Raw genomic sequence first — 21,388 nt, 5'->3', positions numbered from 1 at the left:
CTACTCCAGGGGTCCGAAGCTCGCCTCGTAGCGCGTGGTGAATTCCTCGAAGGTGAAACGGTGCTCCTGGGTACCCTTGTGCTCCACGGCGTAGGCCGCGCACACCGAGCCAAGCCGGGCCGCCTCGGCCACGGTCATTTCCATGGCCAGCCCCTTGAGCAGCCCTGAGCGATAGGCGTCGCCCGCCCCGGTGGGATCGACCACGGCGCGCACGGGCACGGCAGACACATGGGTCTCCTCGCCCTTGCAATTGACCACCGACCCCTTCTCGCCCAAGGTGGTGATCAGATAGGCCACCCGCTCCACCACTTCGGCCTTGCTCATGCCAGTGGCCTTGAGAATCATCTCAAGCTCGTAGTCGTTGGTGATCAGGATTTCCGCGCCGTCAAGCGCCTCGGCCAGCTGGTCGCCGGTAAAGGCGGGTATCTGCTGGCCCGGATCAAAGATGAAGGGGATGGCGTTTTCCCGGTAGTAACGGGGGTGGTCCATCATGTCGCCCAGGTTGCCGGGGGAGATGATGCCCAGGGCCTCGGCCGGGTCGATGGTGGTCATGTCGAACTGGCAGGGGTATTTCATGGCCCCGGGGTTGAAGCCGGTGATCTGGTTGTCCGCCTGATCCGTGGTGATGTACGCCCCGGCGGTGAACTCCTGCTCCACGGTGCGGATGCCCTCCACACCGATGCCGTGCTCCTGCAACCATGTGTCGTAGATGGCGAAATCCTTGCCCACCTGACTGAGCAGGACCGGCTTTTCGCCCAGAAGCGACAGGTTGTAGGCGATGTTGCCGCCCGTGCCGCCGAACTTCTCCTCCAGCCCGTCCACCAGGAAGCAGACATTGAGGATGTGGAGCTTGTCGGGCAGGATGTGGTTGGAAAACTTGTCGGGAAAGGTCATGATGCGGTCAAAGGCGAGGGAGCCGGATATGTAGATCTGCATTATTCCTCCTGAATGTGGCTGGCCGAAAACGGCTGATTCGGTGACCGGGACAGTAAGGCCAGCCGTCGGCGCGTGTCAACGGTCCCGCCGTCACTCGCCGCCCGTGTCCCCCGGCCGCGTCTCCCGTCGAATCCATGCAAGAAAGTCCGGGTTGCCGCCCTCGATGGACAGGGCCGCGACGCAAGGCACGTCGTACCCGTGCATGGCCCGCACCGCCTCGGTCAGTTCCGGCACCAGCTCGGTGCGGGTCTTGGCGATGAGCGCCACCTCGTCGCCGCGCTCCACCCGACCCTCCCACCAGTAGAGGGAACGCACGGGGCCGAGGATGTTGACACATGCGGCCAGCCTGCGCTCCACCAGCACGGTGCCGATATCCTCAGCCTCCTGCGCCGTGGCACAGGTCATGTACACGAACGATTCCGCCATCCGGGCCTCCCTGGGGTTTCGTGGTTCCACACCTCAATGATACATTTTTCCCGCAGCGGCGCAAAGCCTGTTCACCCATTTGTCCCTTGAGCCCCGGCCCCGGTGATGCTAACCAGTGACCGTCAATAACCACGGAGACCCCCATGAACACCAAGGATCACGCCTGCGAGATACACGCCCGGCTCAAGGACCGCTATCCGGCCCCGGCACCAGCCCTGGACTGGACCGACGCCTGGGAGCTGCTGGTGGCAACGGTGCTGGCCGCCCAATGTACCGACGAGCGGGTGAACAAGGTCACGCCAGTGCTCTTCGCTCGCTGGCCGGACATCGCCTCCCTGGCCGAAGCGGACGTGACCGAAATCGAGGCCGTGGTCCGCTCCACCGGATTCTTCAGGAACAAGGCCAAGAACCTCAAGGCTGCGGCCCGCCGGATCATGGAGATCTACGGCGGCGAGGTGCCCCGGACCATGGCCGAGCTGATCACCCTGGGCGGCGTGGCCCGCAAGACAGCCAACATCGTCCTCTCCAACGCCTTCGGCGTCCACGAGGGCATCGCCGTGGACACGCACGTCAAGCGCCTCGCCTTCCGCCTGGGCCTGACCGCGAACACGGACCCGGTGCGCATCGAAAAAGACCTCATGCCCCTCTTCCCGCGCGAGGCGTGGGGCGAGATCAACCATTTTCTCGTCTATTTCGGCCGCGAGGTCTGCCCGGCCCGCTCGCCCCGCTGCGCCGCCTGCAAACTCGACGACATCTGCCCGAAACACGGAGTCAAGAAATAACATGAGCATTCCCGGACAGTTCACGCTCCACACCACCGACGGAGCCGCCCGCCGGGCCACCCTGACCACGGCCCACGGCGAGATTCAGACGCCCATCTTCATGCCAGTTGGCACCCAAGGCACGGTCAAGAGCTTAAGCCCGCTGGACCTTGAGGAAATGGACGCCCAGATCATCCTGGGCAACACCTACCACCTCTACCTGCGCCCCGGCGACGAGCTGGTGGCGCGGCGCGGCGGCCTGCACCAGTTCGCCAACTGGAAGCGGCCCATCCTGACCGACAGCGGCGGCTTCCAGGTCTTCAGCCTGCAATCCATCCGCAAGCTCTCCGAGGAAGGCGTGGAATTCCGCTCCTACATCGACGGGTCCAAGCACTTCTTCTCGCCGGAAAAGGCCATCGACATCCAGAAGAACCTCGGCTCGGATATCATGATGGTCCTTGACGAGTGCGTGGGGTACGGTGAAGACAGGGCCTACACCGAAAAATCCCTGGAGCTGACCACCCGCTGGGCGCAGCGCTGCCGCGACCACCACCCCCGAGGCAGCAACGGCCAGATCATGTTCGGCATCGTACAGGGCGGATTCTTCAAGGACCTGCGGGAAAGGAGCCTTGAGCAGCTGCGCACCATCGACTTCGAGGGCTTTGCCATCGGCGGCCTGTCTGTGGGCGAATCCACGCGGGAGATGTACGACATTCTCCACCACATCACGCCCCTGATGCCCGCCGACAAGCCGCGCTACCTCATGGGCGTGGGCACCCCGCTGGACCTGCTCGAAGGTGTGTCCGCGGGCGTGGACATGTTCGACTGCGTGCTGCCCTCGCGCAACGCCAGAAACGGCACGCTCTTCACCTCCCGGGGCAAGGTGAACATCAAGCGGGCCGAATTCGCCGAGGACGACTCGCCCCTTGACCCCGACTGCGGCTGCTACACCTGCCGCAACTTCACCAAGGCGTATCTGCGCCACCTCTACATGGCCAAGGAACTGCTCTCGTCCCGTCTCAACACCTACCACAATCTGTACTTCTACCTCGACCTCATGAAGCAGGTGCGCGCGGCCATCGAAGGCGGCACCTTCGCCGAACTCAAACGACGGTATGAAGCCGCCTACGCCACGGAGTGACCATGCGCCGCCTGTTCGACACATTCCTCAGGCTCGTCGGGGCCGTTACCCTTGCCGGACTGGTTCTGGGCCTCACCCTGATGATCGGCGCCGGGTACTGGATGCGGGTCAACGACACCCCGAGGCAAGCGGACTACATCATCCCCCTGGCCGGGAACGAGGGCAGGCTGATCAAGGCGGCCGAACTGATCCACCAGGGCTTTGCCCCGGTCATCCTCATGAGCAGCGCCCACGAGCTTCCCCCCTCCAGACTCGATCAGTTGCGCTGGGAGATCGGGTTCCCCAACTACGAGAGGGATGAATATCACGCCCGCCTCGCCGCCATGCTCGGGGTCGCCGGGGCCATGGGCGGCTCCTTTGGCAACGGCCACATCAGCACCGTGGAAGAGGCCGAAGCCCTCAAGGCCTACCTTGACGGGCGTACCCCCAGGCTGCTGCTGGTCACCTCGCCCACCCACGCGCGCCGGGCCAAGATGATTTTCGAGAATGTCCTTCCCGAGTGCGAAATCACCGTCGTGGCCACGGACGAGGACGTGTTTGACAACACATGGTGGCGCGACCAGCACATGGCCCAGCACCTGGTCCTGGAATTCGCCAAGACCGCCCACTACCTGCTGGGCGGAGTGTTCCGGTCTACTGACCAGGGCGCGGCCAAGGCGGCCGATTCCGGCACGTCCAACTGAAAATGACACGGATTCCACAAGGCATCACCTGCCTGGGGAGAAGAAAACTGCAATGACAGCATACATCGTGGTATTTCTCGCCTCCATCGCCGCATCAGGACTGACCCTCTATTCGGGCTTCGGGCTAGGCACCCTGCTGCTGCCGGTCTATTCGCTCTTTTTCCCCCTTGAGGTCGCAGTGGCCGCCACGGCCGTTGTCCATGGTGCCAACAACGCCTTCAAGATAGGCGTGGTCGGAAAATACGCGGACAAGTCCCTTGTCACCCGGTTCGGAATTCCCGCCATCCTGGCCGCCTTTGTCGGAGCCGGGCTGCTTGGCTACGTCTCCCATTTCGGGGAGATCGCCAGATATTCTCTCGGCCCCCGCGAGGCCGTGATCACGCCCATCAAGCTCTCCATCGCCCTGCTCATGCTCGCCTTCGCCCTCTTCGAGCTGCTGCCCTCCCTGCGCAAACTGAAGTTCGACAAAAAGTATCTCTTTCTGGGCGGCCTGCTTTCAGGATTTTTCGGGGGGTTTTCAGGCCATCAGGGCGCGCTGCGCTCCGCCTTTCTGGCCAAGGTCGGCATCTCGCCCCAGGCTTTTGTGGGAACCAACGCCGTGATAGGGTTTCTGGTGGATATGGTCAGGATAGGGATATACGCCATCGCCTTTCTGGCGGCCGGGACGGCCGCTCAGGTCAGCACCGCCCCGTGGCCGCTGATCATCACGGGGATAGTGGCGGCCTTTGCCGGGGTGCTGCTCGGCAAGCGCTACCTGCACAAGATGACCATGAACAGCGTCCAGGCCATCACCGGGGCTTTCCTGCTCGGCATCGCCATCGCATTGGGACTTGGGATTGTTTGATATTCCCAAATGGATGCATCATTTCGAATAGGGATGCACCATGATGCGGTGCGCCCCGGGTCGCCCGCCATCCGACCCTGACTACCCGATCACCTCGCCCCCGCTCGGTTCGAGCTTGTCAGCCACAGCGTGCGACGGCGGCATGGGCGCGGGGTCGGGATAGCGCTCGGCGCATTCGAGCAGGGTCATGTTGGACGAGCTGGTGACGGCATCGCCGCCGAGCTTCCTGAACAACTCGTCGATGAAGCCGAACTTCTCGGCGAACTCGCGAAACACCCGGTTCTCGGCGTCCATGTTCACGGCCCTGACCACGTCCAGCACCCGCACCTCGTCAAGGGCGCGGGCCGGGGCGTAGACCTCCCGGTCGTGGTCGTCGGTCAGCACCGTGTACCCCGCCTTTTGCAGCACCCGGAATATGTCCGAAACCAGCGTGGCCGGGGCCATGATTCCCTCGGATATCTCCTCCACCGAGGGCAGCGGCCTGCCGTGATGGAAGCGCTTGGCCAGCAGGCTCATCATCAGCACCGCTATCTTCTGCCGTTCAAAGGGCGTGGCCTTGCCGAAATAGCGCTGCCTGACAAAGGAGTTGAGGTTCTGCCAGGCATAGCTGACCTCGCAGCCGAGCAGCACCACCAGCCAGCTTATGTATATCCACATGAGCAAAAGCGGCAGTTGGGCAAAGCTGCCGTAGATGGCGTTGTACCTGGCCGCCCCGATCTGCCAGTGGATGTAAAACCACTGGGCGGTCTGCCACAGCACGCCGCCCACCACGCCCCCCAGGGCCGCCGCCGTGAAATGGACCTTGGTATAAGGGATGAAGGCATACATGAAGGCAAAGGCCATGGCGATGAGCACATAGGGCGTTGCCTTGAGAAAGGCCGCCTCAAGCAGGCCGATGGCCTCCACGCTGAGCAGCCCGGTGACGACCTGCTGTTGCTGCAGACTCAGGTTGAAGCTCGAGGCGATGAGCAGCACCATCGGGCAGATGACGATGACCGGGAAAAAGTCCGCCACCTTGCGCCAGGTAGTGCGTCCCTTGGTCACGCCCCATATGGTATTAAACGCCTTCTCGATGGTGCCCACCAAGGAGAGCACGGTGAACAGCAGCGTGGCCACGCCCACCCAGCCAAGGGCCTGGACGTTGGTGCGGTCGATGTATTCGATGATCTTGTCGGCCACTTCGGCCCGGCCTGTGGTCAGCTTGAGGATCAGGGTGCGGATGAACTCGGTGTTCTGAAGCCCGAACCCCTTGGAGATGGAAAAGGCCACGGCCAGGAACGGGACAATGGACAAGATGGTGGTGAAGGTCAGGGCTGCGGCCCGGATCAGGCACTGGTCCTTGATGAACCCGAAACCCACAAGATAGAGCAGGCGCGAGACCGACCGCCACATCCTGACCAGCACCGGGGTATCCGGAACGTTGCGCGTCCAGATGCCTTCGGAAAAGTGTCGCTTTATTTCCCTGACCTTGCGTTCGATGTCTTCCCTGGTCATGGCCGCTCCGTATGCTGGTAGGGATCACCCGGTCTCATGATAGCCCCGGACAAGGCCGACCATACCCGGCTTTGGCCCTTGCAGGCAACCCGCCATGTGTCATTTGAAGATATCCCGCAGAAAATTGAAGGATCTTTCCGGCAGGCTCAGGATATTGCGCACCGTGTCGTTGAGAATCCTGTCCTTGGGAATCCTGACCTCGGGGTCTGACAGCTTGCCGAATATCTCCATGGTCAGGCTTGGCACGGCCACGAAATCGTTGCGTATGGACAGATCAATGGCGTCATCCGGCAGGCTGAACCAGCCCGAGCCATAGCATTGCAGCACCGGGGGTGCCTCCACGCGGAAAGTTTGGGCCGTGAACACGCCCTGCTGGACAGCGAACTCGCCAAGCGCCTTCCAGAACACGGTCCGGCGTGTTCTCGGATCGTCGGCCATCTGCCCCCGGGAGCGATCCGGCTCGGGTGCGGGCTTGGCGTCGTAGCCCGTGAACTTGAAGGACCCGTTGCGAATCTGCGCCCGCGCCGCGCCGCTCAGGTTGGCCAGGATGTCGTCGTCCGTGCGACCCGTGCTTTCGAGGTCGAAGAACACGTTGGTGGTGCCGCGCACATAGTCCCTGCCAGCCATGTCCTCCAAAAGCAGCCCTGCCTGCATCTGGTTGATGTCCAGGCGCAGCTTGACGGCCAGGGAGTCCTGCCCCACCTGCCCCGAAAGCTCTCCGGCCAGTGCGCCCTCGTGGACCGTGCCCGTGGCATCGTGAACGCGGATGTTCCCTGCGTCGGCCGCGACCTTGGCCGAGAATTCTCGCGCCCGCACCCTGCCCAGCCTGAATTCATCGAACCGTCCCTGGCCATCAAGACGCAAGGCGCGCAGAAATTTCAGGGGCAGATCCACCGGCGGCTTCCGGGTCACGTTTCCGGCCCGCTTTTCCTCCTCGGTCAGGGGTGGCGGCAGGTACCTGTCGATATTGAGCGCCCCGGCGTCGAAGTCGAAGGAAAGCATGGGGTCGTCAAGCCCCGTGCCCACGACACGGCCCCGGATGGGCATGCCGTCGAACTGCGCGATCACGTCGTCCAGGGTGAAGCCCTCGGCGTCAAGGGTGAACCGGCTGGCGAAACTGGCCGCCCCGAGGGCCTCGGGGTCCCTGGTGGCGATGGTTCCGCCGCCAAGCTCGCGAATGATCTGCCCCGGATCGGCCGATGGCACGGAGAGGCTGCCCGAGGCCTTGAATTTCCTATCCAAGTTGGTGACATGGACATCCCCCTGTAGATCGGTGCCCAGTGCGGTCAGCACCCCCCTGGTCAGGGAAGCCGTGTGCGAGCGGGTGTCAAAGGCCAGTTCCCCGGCCAGCGAGGCCGCACCGTCGCGGTCAAGGAAGATCGGCCCTGCGACCTGCCCGCTGGAGCTCAACCCCCGGCTCGCGGCATATGGGCCATCGACGCCCACTGAGAGCGGCCCGGCCAGATTCAGGATCAGCGACTCGCCTTGGCGCGCCCCCTTGGCCTGGACAGTGGCCGACACGGTGAAATCGAAATTGTCGCCCGAGGTGCCCGCACGGGCCTTGAACGATGCGGAGGTCTCGACCCCGGCCACTTCTCGCAGCACATTTTGGCCGTCCCTGCCCGTGATGCCCACCCGCCCCTTGCCCATGCTCAGGGACGCCTGCCCCGAAACGGCGCGCAGGATACCGATGGACCGGACATCGGGCGGGCAGACCAGAGGCGTCGTCTCCACCCTCGCCACAAGGGTGGACGGACCTCTCAGACGCACCGGAGCCGAGCCAAGGGCCGCGAAGCCCGCAGGGGCGGACACGGCCCTGACTTCGCTGCGCAGGGCCAGGGTCGGATGCCCGCTGGCCTGGTCGCGGCCAATGGCGAAGTGCGCCCCGGCATCGAGCGCCACCCCGTCCGGGGCCACGGCCGAGGACTTGGACTCGATGCTTCCGTCCCGGGCTTCCATATCCAGCCGCACATCAGCGCTGGTGGTCCCAAGCAGGGTGAAGCTGTCCATGGCCAGGGTTCCCTTGCCCCGGAATCCATGGAAGAAATCAAGGGGATAATCGGCCCAGACAAAGGGCTCGTCGGTCATGATCAGGGGCAGGTAGCGATCCAGGTCAAAGGTGTCGCCCCGCAGATCAAAGGCCCAGGCCGGGGTGCCGAAATCCGTCACCGAAAGATCGCCGCGCAGGGTCAGATCGTCCAGGGTCAGGGTCAGCCCGATGAGGGAGAGCCCCTTCCCGTCCACCTTCATGGCCGTGGAGAGTGCGCCGCGGCGCAGGCCGTCCACCTTGGAGACCGGAGCCTTGGGCGCGTACCGGGTGATGATCTCGGCCGGGGTGAACGGATGCAGGGTGATGGTGCCGGTTGCGCCAAGGGAACTGGTCAGATCGTCGCTGCGCAGGCTGCCCTCGGCCATGAGCCCAAGGAAGCGCACGCGCATCCCGTCCAGGGCGACCACGCCCTTGTCCCAGTCCACCACCAACCGGGCCACAAGCTCCCCGGGCGATGCGCCCCGAGGCAGGAAACGACCGCCCACCGAAGCGTACACGGTGGCGTCCTCCATAGCGAAACCAGACCAGCCCTGGTCCACCCTGATCATGCCCTGAAGGGACAGCTTCGACTGCACCCCGCCGTGATCCCATGAAAAATGACTTCCCGCCACAAAGGAAACACGCTGACCGGAGCGCATGCCGCCGGTGCGCAGGTCGATCCCGCCCAGGTCGAAATGCACGCCGCTCTGAACATCCCGATAGGCGACCGAGGCGTTCGACACCTCAAGCTCGCTGAGGGAGACCGTGTCGATCCTGAACGATGCCGTATCGGCGCTTTCCATGCCCCCGAGATTATCCAGGAGCGCCAGCCAGTTGAACGTTCCCTCGGCCAAACGGATCACATTGGCCCGTACCCCTTTGATGACTATGGATTCTATCTCCACACTGCGGGAAAAAAGCGGCAGCAGGCGGACGCTGACATGCACGGTGTCGATCTCGGCCAGGGGGGCGTCGCCGAACTCGGGAGCATCGGCCACTGTCAGCCCGCTGACTTCAAGGGAAAGCATGGGATACAGGGCGATGTCCAGCCCGCCGTCGAGACGCACGGGGCGGCCCAGCGCCTCCTCGGCCAGGGTGGTGAAGCGGTGCCGGAACTCCTCGCTGTCCACATAATACGATGCCCACAGGAGCGCGGCCGCCACGGCGATGATGCAAACCACCGCCACCTCAAGGAGGATTTTGCCGATGCGCCCGATCATGATCGCGCGCCTCCGGCCGTCGTGAGACGGTTTGCCCAGTCAAGGCGGATCAAGGCGGAACGGCCAAGGGGCAGCCCTGTTTCGTCCGCCACCCGGTCGCACTTGACCTTGAATGCGCAGTAGACCCCGTCCATCGCGCCATGGAGCGCCTCGAAATTGCCCTGCCCCTTGGACAGGACGACGTCCGCATCGCGCAAGCGTTCCAGAAACTGGGGCGAACATCTGTCGAGCACGGTGCCGGGGGTGTCCACCCCGCTCTCGACCACACGGCACAGTTCGGTCATGCCGACCCGGGCCGCGTCCTCCAGGGTCGCGTCATTGATGACCGGGCATGAGCGGACCGCATAGGTCACGTCGCAGCCACGGGCGAGCATCTGGCGCACCAGCAAGGTATCCAGGGCGATTTCGCCCGCGTTGTCGCCGAGCACCACCACTCGCGCTCCCGGGACGATCCTGGCGCTGAACCGGGCCAGGGTGTCGGGATCAACGCTCTGGCCCACCGCGTTCAGCTCCGCCTCCCAGTCGATGTCGAGGTCCACGCCCCGGTCGATGGAGTTGCCGATGATGGCCAGCTCAAGGGCCATGGCCAGCGAATCACCGCCCGGCCGCGCTGCCTCGGCGTCAAGCCGCGCGGCCAGCGCGGGCAGCAGCCGCAATGCAGTCTCGTTGTCCCGGCGCTTGTCCTCGGCATAGTGATCAAAGGGCTGGCCGCCCATCTCGACAACCACCCCGGCCACGGTTTCGACCAGATGCCTGAAGATGACCGGCGGCGGCACGCGCAGGTCGAGCCCAGCCAGCCGGGCTGACCACGCCTCGACCACACGGCGTCGGCCCGCCTCGCTGTACGGCAGGGCCAGCTGCGCTTCCCGGTGCGCCATGCGCTCGAAGCACTCAAGGCAGGCTGTGGCGGTGTTCATCGTCCGTTTTCCAATGCTGCGATCACAAATCCCTCGCATTCCGGCGACCCGGAATCCGGTGTCCATGATTCCAACTAGTTGAGGGAAAAATGGCACAACACGCCACCCTTTGCAAGAAAACCCGGCATGGCGACCGCGCCAACGACAGCCCGGGCAGCGGACCGGCCACGGTTTTGCCAGCCGCCGGAAGGTCATGGCCGGGTATCTCGATGGGCACCGGGCTCGTCACACGCCCGGAGTTGAATGCGGAGATCAGGAACCGAACTGGTCGGAGGAGAGCCCGACAATGGCGATGCCGGCCGTGTCTGCCTGGGCCAGGGCGACATCGCGGTCGAAGAACAGGCTTTTGCCCGCCTCGATGCCGAGGCAGGTGGCCTTGCCCTCGGCCATGACCCGGACGGTGTCGAGTCCGAGGCTCGGCAGATCCACCTGTTCCTGCTGGCCGGGCTTGAATATCTTGACGACCACGCAGCCGGGACCACCCAGGGCGCACCCCCGGGCGATGGCCTGATCCGTGCCCTCCAGGGCTTCGACGGCGGAGATGATGCCCTCGCGCAGGACGAGGCACTGGCCGATGTCCATACGGCCGAGTTCCTTGGCGATCCGCCAGCCGAAACGCAGGTCTTCCCACTCCCGCTCGTCGGGTTCGCGCCTGGTCATGACCCCGGAGGGGGTGACCAGTTCAGGCAGGAACTCGTGGGCCGGGATGACGGGCATGCCCTCGCGCTCCATCTCTGCGGCCAGGGCGCCGAGGATGGCCGAGTCGCCCTTGTTCTTCTGGCTGAAGAGGAGCTTCACGGCGCGCATGTCCAGATGGCGGATGTCCATGACCTTGGGCTTGTCGATGGTCCCGGCCATGATTACCCGCTCCACCCCGTGCTCGCGGAAATAGTCAATGAGCTTGCCGAGCTTGCCCAGCTTGAGTTCACGCCAGACATCGGCATGGGCGGCCACCTCCATGTTGGTGTGGCCGGTGAACCCCGCCACCACCAGACGGCAACCGCGCGCCTTGACGCCCCGGGCCACCAGAATGGGAAACTGGCGGCCTCCGGCGATCAATCCGATGATGGGTACGGTTTCACTCATGACGTCGGTTTAACAGGCTGCTGAAAAACGGCGATCTGCGGACGTTAAGCGACTGTCGGCGAGTCTTCGAGCCGTACAGAAAGCTTATTCACAAAGTTCAAATCCTCACGTACAGGAAGTACGCTTCGGCCTTGAACTTTTTTCGCGCCTCGCACCTCACCATTTTTGAACAGCCTCCATTTTTTGACTTTTACGGACAGTTAATCATCCTCGTGGCCGTTGCGTTGCTTGTGGTCCGGGGTCACGCCGTTCTTGCTCTCGCGGATGAAAGCCACCAGCCGGTCCACCTGGGGTATGCCGACGATCTCGCGCTCCACCTGGGCCAGCCCCTGTTCGCGGGTCAGGCCCGAGCGGAAGATGATCTTGTAGGCCTTTTTCAGCCCCTTGCAGGCCGCCGCGTCAAAGCCGTTGCGGCGCAGGCCGATGAGGTTGGGGCCAAAGAGCATCCCGCGCACACCATGGGCCAGCATGAAGGGCGGCACATCGAGTTTGTAGCCGCTGGCACCGCCCAGGAAGGCGTATTCGCCGATGCGGATGAACTGCTGCACGGCGGAAAGGCCGCTGATGATAACGTTGCGCCCCACCTCGACATGCCCGGCCAGATTCACGGCATTGGCCATGATGACGTTGTCGCCGATGACGCAGTCGTGCGCGATGTGCGAGTAGGCCATGAACATGCAGTTGGAGCCGATGCGCGTCTCGCCCTGCCCCTGGGCCGTGCCCCGGTGGATGGTCACGCATTCGCGGATCTTGTTGTTGTCGCCGATGCGGGTGTAGGTCTTCTCACCCTTGTAGGCCGTGTGCTGCGGCTCGCCGCCGATGACCGCATGGGGATGGACATGGTTGCCGCTACCAAGCTCGGTGAACGCCTTGATCACCACATGGGATTCGAGCAGCGAACCGTCACCGATCCTCGCCTCGGCACCGACCACGACAAAGGGACCGATCTGGACATCGGCGCCGAGTTGGGCGGTGGGATCGATGACCGCCGTGGAATGAATCTCTGTTGCCACTACATATCCCCTTTATTGGCGACGGCGGCCGAGAACTCGCCCTGGGCCACCACGTGGCCGTCTACCTCGGCAACGCCCTGCATGCGCCAGATATTCATCTTGTGTCTCTCATAGGTCACGTTGAGCATCAGCCTGTCGCCGGGCACCACTGGCTTGCGGAACTTGACCTTGTTCAGACCGGTGAAAAGAAACACCTTGTCCTCCAGGGCCTCACGCACGGTGCTCATGACAAAGACGCCGCCAGCCTGGGCCAGGGCTTCGAGGATGAGTACGCCGGGCATGACCGGAAGGCCGGGAAAATGCCCCTGGAAAAACGCCTCGTTCATGCTGACGTTCTTGTAGGCCTTGAGCCTGACGCCCGGCTCGAACTCCAGCACTCGGTCCACCAGCAGGAAGGGGTAGCGGTGCGGCAGCATCTGCATGATCTGCCGAATGTCCAGAAGATGTTCGCTGTTACTCATGGTCGCTCCCCTTTTCCGCGGCCGCCCTGACCGCAGCAAGTTCCTTTTCCAGGGCCTTCACACGCCGGAAGAGTTCCGGCAGCCTGGGCATGCACGATCCGGCGGCCTTGAGAAAGGTGGTGGCGGGCATGACCGGGCTTCCGGCCAGCCTGCTCCCCCCTTCGATCTTTCCGGACACGCCACTCTGCGCCCCGATCATGGCCCCGTCGCCAATGTCCGCATTGTCGGCCACGCCCACCTGACCGGCCAGGATGACATTATCGCCCACCCGGGTACTGCCGCCGATGCCAACCTGACCGATGATCAGGCAGTTCTCGCCGACCTGCACGTTGTGTCCGATCTGCACGAGGTTGTCGATCTTGGTGCCGCGTCCGATACGCGTGGTGTCCAGGGCGGCCCTGTCAATGGCCGTGTTGGACCCGATCTCGACGTTGTCCTCCACGACCACGGTACCGATCTGGGGGATCTTCATGTGCCCGAGCGGTGTCTGGGCATAGCCGTAGCCATCGCCGCCAACCACCGCGCCCGGCTGGAGAATGACATTGTCCCCGAGCCGCACCCCGCCCATGACCACCGCGTTTGGATACAGCAGGCAGTCGGAGCCGACAACACAGTCCTCGCCCACGTAGCAACCGGGGAAGACCGTGCTGTTGGCACCGATCTCGGCCCGGGCTCCGATGAAGGCGAAGGGATAGACCGTGGCCGATGCATCGATGCGGGCTTCGGGGTGGATGAAGGCCAACTCGCTGCCGCCCGACAGGCAACCCTGGGGAATGGCGAACATGTTCACCACCCTGGACAGGTCCATATAGACATTGGCGCTGACCAGCGCACGGGCAACCCGGTCGGCATACGGGCCGGAGGTGAGAACACATCCGGCCCGGGTCGAATCCAGCAAATGCGCGTACTTGGGGTTGACGAGGAAGGAGATTTCGTCGGGTCCAGCCTTCTCCAGGGTGTTCACCCCGGCAATCTCCATGTCGTCCCCGGTGTGGTCAAGGCCAAGTTTTTCGGCAAGGGCCGACAACTTGATCTTCATCGTGATTATTTTCCGGCTTTTTTCAGCTTGTTCAACTCTTCAACGAGGTTGTCGGTGATGTCCACGCCCTCGGCGACGTAGGATACGCCGCTGCCACCCAGCTCGAAGATGGCGGTGTACTTGTTGGCCTTGGCGTATTCAGCCATGACCTTGATGATCTTCTCGATCACGGGCTGGCCGAGTTCCTGCTGGGCCATCTGCATCTTCTGGCGATACGCGGCGACACTGTCCTGATAGTCGCGGGTGATGCGACGGAACTCGCGCTGCTTGTCCTGCTGGGCCTCGAGCTTCAGGGCCATGTCCTGGTTGCGCAGTTCGTCCTCAAGCCTCTGGATGCTCTGGGCCTCTTTCTCAAGGCTCTTCTCCAGGGGCTCGAACTGCGCCTTGAGCTTGGCCGCCACGGCCTTGCCGTAGTCGCAGTTGACCATCACTGCCTGCATGCTGAACACGCCGATCTTGACCTCGGCGAACGCCGCCGAGTGAAACAGAAGGACACAGGCGATGGCCAGAAACAAAACCTTTTTCATATAAAATCTCCTTGCAATAAATGCCCTGTCTAGAATTGCTGCCCCATTAGCATTTCGATCTTGTGACGTCCAGTGCCGCCGATACGGTCAAGCCCGTAGCCGTAAACAATGCCGACAGGTCCCATCGGCGAGTACCAGTTGATACCCGCGCCAACGCTCTTGTACAGGCCCAGCGCGGGGGCCGTGCCCTTACGGACAGGCGAGGAGAAGAACATCTCGCTCTCTTTCCACGAGTTGCCCGCGTCAAAGAAGACCAAGGAGCCGATGCCGTACTCCTTGCTCAGTTGCCGCCTCAACTCGAGGTTCAGGTAGAACGCCTTGTTGCCGCCCTCGGTCGCGTCGGTCGAATCCAGAGGCGAGATGGAGTAGGAGGAGTAGCCCCGGACCGTACCCACGCCGCCAAGCTCGAACCGCTGATCCGTCGGCACCTTGGAGTTGCCGAAGTTTCTGTGCAGGTAGCCAGCCCAGACCTTGGAATGGAACACGACCTCTTCCAAGGTCGGAGTGTACCACTGGAACGCACCGGTGTACTTGACGAAATCATCCGTTCCGCCCAGAGGGCCGCCGCCGTAGGCGATGGCCATGGAGGTGACCGTGCCTTCGGTGGTGTGTATGAAATTGTCACGGGTGTCGCGGGTTATGCCAGCCGCCAGCTGGCTGAGGAAGTGCGAGCCCTTGTCGTCCTTGACGGTCTGGGAAGCGTTATCGCTGATGTTGGTCAGCCGGTAATACTCGCCAGTGTAGTCCCAGGCGACCGTGGTGTATTCGCCGACCGGATAGTCGAAACTTATGATGCCACCCACCGAGCGCTTGGTGAAATCAGTGTAGTCCTCGTCGCGCTTGTGGGCCTCTGCGGTCATGCCCACGTCGGAATCATTGAGGTTCGGATTGCGGAAGGTCAGGGTGTACACGGTCTTGCGGCCGCTGAACGCGCCGTTCAAGGCGAGCAGATATCCCTTGCCAAAGAGGTTGGACTCGGACACCTGGGCCGCGAGGTAGACGCTGTCGTAGGTGGAGTAGCCGATACCGCCACCGATGCGCCCCGTGGGCTTGTCCTTGACCTTGACCACCAGGTCCATCTCCTCCGGGTTGCCGGTGGGAACCGGGGAGATGTCGACCCGCTCGAAATAGTCGAGGTTGGTCAGACGCCCGTGCGAGCGCTTGAGTTTTTCGCCGCTGAACATGTCACCATCGGCAAGCCGCATTTGGCGCATGATGACGTTGTCGCGGGTGACGGTGTTGCCCTCGATTAGCACGCGGCGGATGTAAACCCGCTGATGCTTGGAGATGGTGTAGACGACATCGACCACCTGGGTCTCGGGGTTGTCCTTGAGGTTCACCTTCACGTCCGCGTAGGCGTACCCATAGTCATTGTAATGTGTGGTCAGGCTGTCCACATCGGCCTTGAGCAGGGAGCGGTCGAAATAATCGTCCTTTTCCTTGAGCTTGCCGATGGCCGTTATGTTCGCGAGTACGGCGGGATCATCAATCAGGTCGCCCTTGAAGAGCGTGTCGCCCATCTTGTAGCGCTGGCCTTCCCATACCTGATAGACGACTGTGATGCCCTTGTCCTTGATCTCCACCTCGGGCCTGCCCACGCGGACCTCGATGAAGCCCTTGCTGTTGTAATAGGCCTCGATGGCTGCGGCGTCGCGGTCCAGAAGTTCTTCCTTGAGCACACCGGTATTGGTGATCCAGGAGAACATCCCGCGCTCCTTGAGGGCCAGCACACCCTTGATATCCGAGGGATCGAGCTGCTTGGCTCCGTCGATGACCACGTCGGTGATGTAGAGCTTGGGACCTTCGTCCACCACAAAGGTCAGCCGGGCCACGCCGGTTCCGGCGTCCTCGACCTCATGGGAGACCCTGGCCTTGTAGTAGCCGTCCTTGCGGTACATCTCGCGGATGACGCGGATGTCGTCGGCCAGCACCTTGGGGTTGACCACGCCGCCCTTCTTGGTGGACACGGCCTCAAGGATGTCGCCGGAACTGATGGCGTCGGCCCCGCGTACGCCCAATGCCTGGATGCGCGGTTTTTCCACCACCACAAAGACCACGCGCTTGCCTTCGGACACATCCTCGATGCGCACCTTGACGTCATCGAAGTATCCGAGATCGTAAATGTTCTTGAGCGCGGTATTGGCGGCCCTGGCCGTGAGCATGTCGCCCCTCTGGAGGGTCAGGCGCATGAGGACCACGTCCTTGTCCAGCACCTTGGTCCCCTCCACATCCACCTCGGCCACCACTTCGAGCTTGAGCAGGTCCACCCGCATGCGGGCCACCAGGTCGTCCACGGCGGGCAGCAGATTGATCAGCCCGTCCTTGGTCACGGAAATGGATTTTCCAGCATCGCTGCCGTAGGCGTCCGCGAGGCGCGCGTCAAGGGAGATGGCATCGCCTATCTGGTTCATGGCGCCGAACACGGCAAACCCGGCCCCGGTAAGCAAGGCCACTTCCCGCGCCGAGGCGGCGGTCACGGTGGTGATGTTCTTGTCGTGAAGCACGCGCCTGACCTCGGCCAAGTCCACCACGTTGAAGCCCACGTCGCGCAGCCGGTCAGCCAGGAGTTCCGGCAGGCTGTCCTTGAGGTAGGAGAAATCATCGCCCGCATTGATGACAAAGGGGAGCACCGCGACCCTGACGTCCCCCGCGACGCTGTCCGCGCGGGCAGCACCCGCCGGGATGAGCAGGAGCGTTACCAGGACCAGGATCGCCATCATGCGAACGCGACTAATGAGCATACAATTCTCCTGAGCGCAATTCCAGCCGCCTGTGCATCATTCCGGCCAGAGCCGGATTGTGCGTCACGACGACAAAAGTCATACCCAATTCATTATTCAATGAGACGAGAAGCTCTCCGATCATGGAGCCATTCTCCTCGTCGAGGTTACCCGTTGGCTCGTCTGCCAGCAGCACGGCCGGTCTGAGCAGGATTGCCCGGGCAATGGCCGCCCGCTGGCGCTCTCCGCCCGAGAGGGTCGTCACCTTGTGCTGCAATCTGTGGCCAAGGCCGACCATGTCCAGCGCCTCGGCTGCCATCCTGGTTCCCTCACCCCGCCCCTTGCCGGCTATGAACGCGGGCAGGGCCACATTCTCCAGCGTGGTGAACTCGGGCAGCAGGTGGTGGAACTGGAACACGAACCCTATGTCGCGGTTGCGAAGCCGGGCCCGCTGCCTGCCGCCCAGGGTGCTCAACTCGACGTCGTTGAGAAATATCTTGCCCGAGGTGGCCGTGTCCAGCGTCCCGAGCAGATGCAACAACGTGGTCTTTCCCGATCCCGACGACCCGAGAATGGCCAGGGACTCGCCCCGGGGTATGGTCAGATCGACGTTCTTGAGCACTCGCACCGTTTCCGAAGGTCCTTCAAATTCCTTATCCACGGCAACCAACCGGTATATAGCCTCTTTACTCATAACGCAAGGCATCGCTCGGGTTCAGGGCGGCAGCCCGTCTCGCCGGGTAAATGGTTGCCAGAAAACACAAAAGGAACGCCGCGCCGCCGATGGCCATGAGGTCCAGGGCCTCAAGGCGCACGGGCAGGTAGTCCACCGGGTAGACATTGCTCGGCAGCTTGATGAACTGGTACTCCTTGAGCAGCAGGCTCACCGGCACGCCGATGAGAAAACCGAGCACGGTCCCGGCCAGACCGATGAACGTGCCCTGAAGCATGAAGATGCGCCGGATGCTGGAAACATCCGCGCCCAGCGACATCATCACGGCGATATCCTTGGTCTTTTGAATCACCAGCATGACCAGCGTGGTGACGATGCTGAAGGAGCCGACAAGGACGATCATGGCCAGGATGATGAACATGGCCGTCTTTTCCAGCTCCAGAGCGGCGAAGAGGTTGGCGTTCATCTCCTGCCAGTGGCGCACATGGACAGTGAAGGTGCCGATGCGGTCGCGCAGCAGCGCGGAGATGGCCTCCACATTGTAGACGTCGTTGACGCTGACCTCAAGCCCGGAGACCACGTCTTCCTTGAAGCCGAGCAGTTGGCGGGCAGCGGGAATGGTCACGTATCCAAGAGATGAGTCGTACTCGAACATCCCTGTCCTGAAGATTCCGGCCACCACGAAGGGCCTGATCTTGGGTGTGAACCCCGCCGCACCGGCACGGCCCGAGGGCGACAGCAGGTTCACCTCGGACCCCTGGGCCAGGCCAAGCCTGTTGGCCAGTTCCGAGCCGATGATGATGCCCGGCACCTCGGCCGAATCGTCGAGGTTGGCGATGCCGCCGCTGATCATGTCCTTTGAGAGGCTGAGCACCGAGTCCGAGGTACCGGGGTCGATGCCCCGCAGGACCACGCCCTTGACCCCGTTGCGGGTGGAGAGCATGACCTCGGAATAGACAAAGGGGGTCACGCCGATCACGCCCGGAACCCGGGCGGCCTCATCGGCCATCTCCCGATAATCCTTGATGCCTCCTCGCAGGGACGAGATGAGGATGTGGGCGTTCACGCCCAGGATCTTGTCGCGCAGGTCGGTCGAAAAGCCGTTCATCACCCCGATGACCACGATGAGGGCGCCAACCCCGATGCCCACGCCGAAGACGGCGAAGAGCGAGATGATGGATATGAACGCCTGCCTGCGCAGGGCGAACAGATATCTCAGTGCGACAAACGTCTCGAATCTCATAGGCTCGCTCGTGTCATGTGACGCATGGGACCTTATCCAACCTCCGGCCGCAGCAGCGGAAACAGGATGACCTCGCGGATGGAGGCGCTGTCGGTCAGCAGCATGACCAGCCTATCGATGCCCACCCCCTGCCCAGCAGCTGGGGGCATGCCGTATTCCAGGGCGCGGACGTAGTCATCGTCCATGAAATGCGCCTCGTCGTCTCCCGCCTCCTTCTCGCGCACCTGCTCCTCGAACCGGCCGCGCTGGTCCACGGGGTCGTTGAGCTCGGAAAAGGCGTTGGCCATCTCGCGGCCGGTCATGAACAGCTCGAAGCGGTCCGTGATGTCCGGATTCTCCTCGTTGCGACGGGAAAGAGGCGAGATGTCCGTGGGGTAATGATATATGAAATGGGGCTGGATCAACTTCGGCTCCACCAGGATGTCGAAGAGCTTGGCCTGGAGCTTGCCGAGCTTCTCCCCCTCGGCCACCTTCTCGCCTCTGGCCCTGACAGTGGCCTTGCACTGCTCGTAATCGACGAACATCTCGCGCGGCAGGCCGCCGATCTTCTCCAGCGAATCGTGGAACGACATCCGGGTCCAGGCCCCCACGGAAAGATCGATCATCTCGCCCTGGTACGGAACCACCGACGAACCCGTGACCTTCTCGGCGACCCGGGAGAACATCTCCTCTGTCAGGTCCATCAGGTCCTCGAAGTTGGCGTAGGCACAGTAGAATTCAAGCATGGTAAATTCGGGATTGTGCTGGGTCGAGATGCCTTCGTTGCGGAAGTTGCGGTTGATCTCGTAGACCTTCTCGAACCCGCCCACCAGGAGCCGCTTGAGGTAAAGCTCGGGCGCGATGCGCATGTAGAGCTTCATGTCCAGGGCGTTGTGATGGGTCTCAAAAGGCTTGGCAGTGGCCCCGCCAGGGATGGCCTGCATCATGGGTGTTTCCACCTCCATGAAGCCCTTCTCGTCCAGGAAGCGGCGCAATTCACCCACCACGGCCGTGCGGGCCATGAAGATGTCCTTGGTCCTGGGCGTGACGATGAGGTCCACGTAGCGCTGCCGGTAGCGCGTCTCCACGTCCTTGAGGCCGTGGTACTTGTCCGGCAATGGACGCATGGACTTGGTGATCAGCTTGAACTGCCGGGTCATGACGGTCAGTTCGCCGGTCTTGGTCCGGAAGAGAGAGCCCCGGATGCCGACGATGTCGCCAATGTCGGTCTTCTTGAAGAGCTGGTACTGCTCGACGCCGAGGTCGTCCCGGGCCGCGTAGACCTGGATGCGTCCGCCCCGGTCCTGCAAATGGAAGAAGGTCACCTTGCCAAAGGAGCGATAGGACACCACCCGGCCCGCCAGGGCAAAGTCGTGATCCGCCGCCTCCAGGGTCTCGGCGTCCACATCGGCAAAGCGGGCCCACAGGGTTTCTATCTCCGTATCGCGTTTGAAATCATTGGGATACAGATGGATGTTTTCATCCAGAAGCTGACACGCCTTCTCGACGCGGGTCTTGATGACCGAGTTGAGTTCGTCCCTGGCATCAAGGGCGGTGAGCATGGGCACGAACCGCTCCGCATGGACGGACTTGGTCGCCAGCTTGATTTTCTTATTGATTTTCGTATCGTTTGACAATGTTGCTTTCCCTGTCCCCTGCAAAGTCTAGAAAAAAACAAGAGACGTTGACTGCGTAAGCCAAATATCAGTTCCCGTCAAGAAAATGAACCTCTTAACCCTGACATAATCATGTCGGGGAAAAGTTGATAATCCATTTTTTTCCCCTTGACCCTGCCGTAGGTTTTGTTTAAACACTCTTTCGCCTTGACGGCAAATGTTCCCCAGTAGCTCAATCGGCAGAGCGGGTGACTGTTAATCACTAGGTTCGCGGTTCAAGTCCGTGCTGGGGAGCCAAGGAAATCAAGGGCTGATAGGGGTTAATCACCGTATCAGCCCTTTTCTTATCCTCCCAAAGTCTACCAAAATCAACCACCGTTGTGCGCGCTCTGCGCACAAAATGCACACAGATTTTATGGCCTCTCCGGCCACTCCACCGACCCGGGGAAACCGGCCTGCCCCGGCAGATCGCGCAGGGCTTGGCGATAGTCCGCCCACAGACCGATCGCCAGGGCATCCAGCGGCACGTCCGCCAGCTGGGTCCAATCGCACCCGGCCAGCAGCCGGTCGCGCTCGGCGA

19 protein-coding genes and 1 tRNA gene are annotated in these 21,388 nt (G+C 62.6%); 5 read left to right on the top strand and 15 right to left on the bottom strand.

Translation table 11 applies throughout. The features are described 5' to 3' along the window. A complete protein-coding gene (locus QQS14_RS05400; protein ID WP_285905898.1) occupies positions 1 to 936 on the bottom strand; it encodes a carbohydrate kinase family protein in 936 nt (311 codons plus the stop codon). Positions 937 to 1,026: 90 nt separating this feature from the next. Beyond that, positions 1,027 to 1,362 (bottom strand): divalent-cation tolerance protein CutA, encoded by a 336-nt coding sequence (gene cutA / locus QQS14_RS05395; RefSeq protein ID WP_285905896.1) that lies wholly within the window; start codon positions 1,360 to 1,362, stop codon positions 1,027 to 1,029. 143 nt (positions 1,363 to 1,505) lie between these two features. Between cutA and nth the strand changes: the two genes are divergently transcribed. From nth to QQS14_RS05375, 4 genes are read left to right on the top strand one after another with little or no spacing between them, the layout of a single operon-like run. Beyond that, positions 1,506 to 2,144 carry an endonuclease III gene (nth, locus tag QQS14_RS05390; protein ID WP_285905894.1) on the top strand — a complete coding sequence of 213 codons (639 nt, stop codon included), beginning with the start codon at positions 1,506 to 1,508 and terminating at the stop codon, positions 2,142 to 2,144. Between the two features lies 1 nt (position 2,145). Beyond that, positions 2,146 to 3,264 (top strand): tRNA guanosine(34) transglycosylase Tgt, encoded by a 1,119-nt coding sequence (gene tgt / locus QQS14_RS05385; protein WP_285905892.1) that lies wholly within the window; start codon positions 2,146 to 2,148, stop codon positions 3,262 to 3,264. Between the two features lie 2 nt (positions 3,265 to 3,266). Continuing rightward, complete coding sequence (locus tag QQS14_RS05380) at positions 3,267 to 3,947, top strand: YdcF family protein (protein WP_285905891.1); 681 nt, start codon at positions 3,267 to 3,269, stop codon at positions 3,945 to 3,947. 52 nt (positions 3,948 to 3,999) lie between these two features. Continuing rightward, entirely contained in the window at positions 4,000 to 4,791 is a 792-nt protein-coding gene (locus QQS14_RS05375; protein WP_285905889.1) for a TSUP family transporter, read from the top strand. 81 nt (positions 4,792 to 4,872) lie between these two features. On the opposite strand, the gene QQS14_RS05370 is transcribed toward QQS14_RS05375, so the two are convergent. The 12 genes from QQS14_RS05370 to lysS all read right to left on the bottom strand — a co-directional run bounded on the left by QQS14_RS05370 (position 4,873) and on the right by lysS (position 20,754). Then, complete coding sequence (locus QQS14_RS05370; protein ID WP_285905888.1) at positions 4,873 to 6,285, bottom strand: YhjD/YihY/BrkB family envelope integrity protein; 1,413 nt, start codon at positions 6,283 to 6,285, stop codon at positions 4,873 to 4,875. A gap of 99 nt (positions 6,286 to 6,384) precedes the next feature. Beyond that, complete coding sequence (locus tag QQS14_RS05365; RefSeq protein ID WP_285905887.1) at positions 6,385 to 9,534, bottom strand: AsmA family protein; 3,150 nt, start codon at positions 9,532 to 9,534, stop codon at positions 6,385 to 6,387. Then, complete coding sequence (locus QQS14_RS05360) at positions 9,531 to 10,451, bottom strand: damage-control phosphatase ARMT1 family protein (RefSeq protein ID WP_285905886.1); 921 nt, start codon at positions 10,449 to 10,451, stop codon at positions 9,531 to 9,533. The genes QQS14_RS05365 and QQS14_RS05360 overlap by 4 nt, the downstream gene beginning before the upstream one ends. A gap of 252 nt (positions 10,452 to 10,703) precedes the next feature. Beyond that, positions 10,704 to 11,537 (bottom strand): LpxI family protein, encoded by an 834-nt coding sequence (locus QQS14_RS05355; protein WP_285905885.1) that lies wholly within the window; start codon positions 11,535 to 11,537, stop codon positions 10,704 to 10,706. A gap of 200 nt (positions 11,538 to 11,737) precedes the next feature. Next, a complete protein-coding gene (gene lpxA, locus QQS14_RS05350) occupies positions 11,738 to 12,550 on the bottom strand; it encodes an acyl-ACP--UDP-N-acetylglucosamine O-acyltransferase (protein WP_285905884.1) in 813 nt (270 codons plus the stop codon). After that, positions 12,550 to 13,011 carry a 3-hydroxyacyl-ACP dehydratase FabZ gene (fabZ, locus tag QQS14_RS05345; protein ID WP_285905883.1) on the bottom strand — a complete coding sequence of 154 codons (462 nt, stop codon included), beginning with the start codon at positions 13,009 to 13,011 and terminating at the stop codon, positions 12,550 to 12,552. Before fabZ ends, lpxA begins: the two co-directional genes overlap by 1 nt. Next, a complete protein-coding gene (lpxD, locus tag QQS14_RS05340) occupies positions 13,004 to 14,050 on the bottom strand; it encodes a UDP-3-O-(3-hydroxymyristoyl)glucosamine N-acyltransferase (RefSeq protein WP_285905882.1) in 1,047 nt (348 codons plus the stop codon). Before lpxD ends, fabZ begins: the two co-directional genes overlap by 8 nt. A 5-nt stretch (positions 14,051 to 14,055) precedes the next feature. Next, entirely contained in the window at positions 14,056 to 14,577 is a 522-nt protein-coding gene (locus QQS14_RS05335; RefSeq protein ID WP_285905881.1) for an OmpH/Skp family outer membrane protein, read from the bottom strand. A 29-nt stretch (positions 14,578 to 14,606) separates the two neighbouring features. Next, entirely contained in the window at positions 14,607 to 17,318 is a 2,712-nt protein-coding gene (gene bamA, locus QQS14_RS05330; protein WP_285905880.1) for an outer membrane protein assembly factor BamA, read from the bottom strand. Then, on the bottom strand, positions 17,308 to 17,991 hold the full coding sequence (locus QQS14_RS05325; protein ID WP_425607915.1) for an ABC transporter ATP-binding protein: 684 nt from the start codon (positions 17,989 to 17,991) through the stop codon (positions 17,308 to 17,310). Before QQS14_RS05325 ends, bamA begins: the two co-directional genes overlap by 11 nt. Next, on the bottom strand, positions 17,984 to 19,213 hold the full coding sequence (locus QQS14_RS05320) for a lipoprotein-releasing ABC transporter permease subunit (protein ID WP_285905878.1): 1,230 nt from the start codon (positions 19,211 to 19,213) through the stop codon (positions 17,984 to 17,986). The genes QQS14_RS05325 and QQS14_RS05320 overlap by 8 nt, the downstream gene beginning before the upstream one ends. Before the next feature lie 32 nt (positions 19,214 to 19,245). Then, on the bottom strand, positions 19,246 to 20,754 hold the full coding sequence (gene lysS, locus QQS14_RS05315) for a lysine--tRNA ligase (RefSeq protein ID WP_285905982.1): 1,509 nt from the start codon (positions 20,752 to 20,754) through the stop codon (positions 19,246 to 19,248). A 275-nt stretch (positions 20,755 to 21,029) separates the two neighbouring features. Between lysS and QQS14_RS05310 the strand changes: the two genes are divergently transcribed. Then, positions 21,030 to 21,105: transfer RNA gene (locus QQS14_RS05310), tRNA-Asn, on the top strand. Between the two features lie 116 nt (positions 21,106 to 21,221). On the opposite strand, the gene QQS14_RS05305 is transcribed toward QQS14_RS05310, so the two are convergent. After that, a partial coding sequence (locus QQS14_RS05305; RefSeq protein ID WP_285905980.1) for a tail fiber assembly protein occupies positions 21,222 to 21,388 on the bottom strand: 167 nt, incomplete at its 5' end.

The sequence above is a fragment of the Pseudodesulfovibrio pelocollis genome, from assembly GCF_030282845.1.
Lineage (GTDB): Bacteria > Desulfobacterota > Desulfovibrionia > Desulfovibrionales > Desulfovibrionaceae > Pseudodesulfovibrio > Pseudodesulfovibrio pelocollis.
This window is presented reverse-complemented; position numbering and strand designations above follow the sequence as displayed.